This is a genomic window from Corallococcus sp. AB049A, assembly GCF_003668885.1.
Classification (GTDB): Bacteria; Myxococcota; Myxococcia; order Myxococcales; family Myxococcaceae; genus Corallococcus; species Corallococcus interemptor.
In genome coordinates, this window is sequence record NZ_RAWL01000688.1 from 1 (window position 1) to 2,596 (window position 2,596).

Sequence of the window (2,596 nt, forward strand, 5' to 3'; positions counted from 1 at the left end):
GGCAGGGGCGAGGGACGCCCCTGGAGGAAGGCGTCGTAGAGCTGGCCCAGCTCCTGGACGAACAGGGCGATGGACAGCGTGTCGCTGACGATGTGGTGGATGCAGCCCAGGAGCAGGTGCACCTGCGTGTCCACGCGCACGAGCGTGGTGCGCAGCACGGGGCCATGAACCAGGTCGAACGGCTGCGCGGCGTCCTCGCGGGCGAGGCGCAGGGCCTCGGGTTCGCGGGTCTCCATGGGGCCACGGAGTTCCACGCGGGTGAGCGGGACGTGCATCCGCGCGTGGAAGCGCTGCACGGGGCGGCCGTCCACGGCGTCGTAGGTGGTGCGCAGCGCTTCGTGGCGCTGGACGATCTCCTGGATGCCGCGCTCCAGGACGTCGGCGTTCACGTCGCCTTCCAGGCGCAGGACGAACGGGATGTTGTACGCGGACAGGCCGGGCCGGTGCTGCTCCAGGCGCCAGACGCGCTCCTGCACGAAGGACAGGGGCAGCTCACCGGTGCGCGCGAGCGGCACCAGGGGCAGCTCCACGGAGACGGAGGCTTGCGGCGCCTGAAGCAGCAGGGGGGCCAGGCGCTCCGCGATGCCCGCGACGGTGGGCGCTTCGAAGAGCGCGGCGAGCGGGAGGTTCACGCCGAAGGCGTCGCGCACCTGGTTGAGGAGCTGCGCGGCCGTCAGCGAGTTGCCGCCGATCTCCAGGAAGTCGTCGTTGCGGCCGACGAACTCCAGGCCCAGGCGCTCACGCCACAGCGCGGCCACGCGTTCCTCCACCTCACCGCGAGGTGCGTCCTCGCGGACGGTTCGCGAGGGCGCGGAGGCTGAGGTCTCAAGCGCGTCATGTGAGGGCGCATGGACTGCGGCCTCCAACACGTCATGCGAAGGTCCTTCGGAAGTCGAGTCCTGCGTCATCGTCGCTACCCGGCCCGCCCCCCGAAGCTGCATGGCTCCCGACTGCCCGTTGGTGCCTCCGAATGCGCCAGTGGGCGCCGGACGAGAGGCCTCGGCGGTATTCGTGGTGGGGAGGGCAGGGGCCTGCGCCTTGGGCTCCACCCAGACGGTCTTCTCCTGGAAGACGTACGTGGGCAGGTGCAGCCGCAGGCGCTGCTCGTGCGCGTAGAACGCGCTCCAGTCCACGGCCACGCCGGCGGCCCACAGCTCGCCCACGGCCTGGAGCCAGCCCATCTGCTCCGTCGTCGTCCCACCCATGCGCAGCGACGCGAGCCCACGCACTCGCGGCGCCCCGGGCTCCACCGCCATCAGGTTCGCGCGCACCAGCGGCGTCACGTCCTGACCGGGGCCCACCTCCAACATCACCGCGCAGCCTTCCTCCTGCAGTGTCCCCACCGCGCGGGTGAAGTGCACAGGCCTGCGCATCTGCTCCGTCCAGTAGCGCGGATCCGCGAGCTGTCCCGGCTGCGTCACCGTCCCCGTGAGGCTGGACACGTAGCGCACCGTGGGCTCCGGCCAGCGCAGCGTGCCCACCACGCGCGCCAGCTCCTGCATCACCGGCTCCACGTCCACCGAGTGGAACGCGTGCGGCGCGGGCATGCGCACCGCTCCGGCCTTCTGGGCCTTCAGCTCCGCTTCCAGCCGCGCCACTTCGTCCACCGGACCGGACACCACGCAGCGATCCGGCGCGTTCACTGCCGCCAATTCCAGGCGGCCGGACAGCAGGGACTGGACGCGCTCCACGGGCAGCGCCACCGCGAGCATCGCGCCCGGCGGCATGCGGCGCATCAGCTCCCCGCGCGCCACCGTGAGGCGCATCGCGTCCTCCAGCGACAGCGCGCCCGCGACGCACGCCGCCGCGTACTCGCCGAAGCTGTGGCCCATCACCGCGTACGGCGTGACGCCCAGGTCCGTCCACAGCCGCGCCAGCGACACCTGCACGCTGAACAGCGCGGGCAGCGCCACGCGTGTGTCCGCGAGACTTGCCTGGGCCTCGTCTTCCGAACCCGCCGAAGGCGACAGCAGGGCCGACACCCGTTCCCGCAGCGGCGCGTCCAGCAACGCGAGGCACGCGTCCAGATGCTCGCGGAACCGGGGCGATGCCTCCGCCAGCTCGCGTCCCATCGAGACCCGCTGCGCGCCCTGGCCGGAGAACACGAACGCCACGCGCGGCGCGCGCTTCCCGGTCTTCACCGTCGCCACTGGCTTGCGCAGCTGCCGCGCCAGGTCCTCCGCGTCCTTCGCCACCACCGCGTGGCGGTACTCGAACATCCTGCGGCCCACGGCGTGCGTGAACGCCAGGTCCGCCAGCGCCCGCGCATCCACGCCCTCCGCCACGTGCGCGTCGAGCTGCCGCGCCGCCGCCTCCAGTGCCTCCGGCGAACGCGCGGACAGCACGACGAGCTGGTGGGACCGCGTGGTGGAACCACTCTGCCGCATGGGGGCTTCCTCGAGGATGGCGTGGGCATTGGTGCCACCAATGCCGAAGGAGCTGACCGCGGCGAAGCGAGGCGTCTCGCTCCGAGGCCACGACCGCAAGGTGGTGTTGACGAAGAACGGCCCCGCGTCGAAGTCGATCTGCGGGTTGGGCCGCTCGAAGTGGAGGCTGGGAGGAATCTCCCCGTGGTGCAGCGACAGCGCGGCCTTCA

1 protein-coding gene is annotated in these 2,596 nt (G+C 72.0%); it reads right to left on the reverse strand.

The genetic code is table 11. The features are described 5' to 3' along the window. The coding region (locus D7X55_RS38275; protein ID WP_121725617.1) for an acyltransferase domain-containing protein at positions 1-2,596 on the reverse strand (2,596 nt) is incomplete at both ends.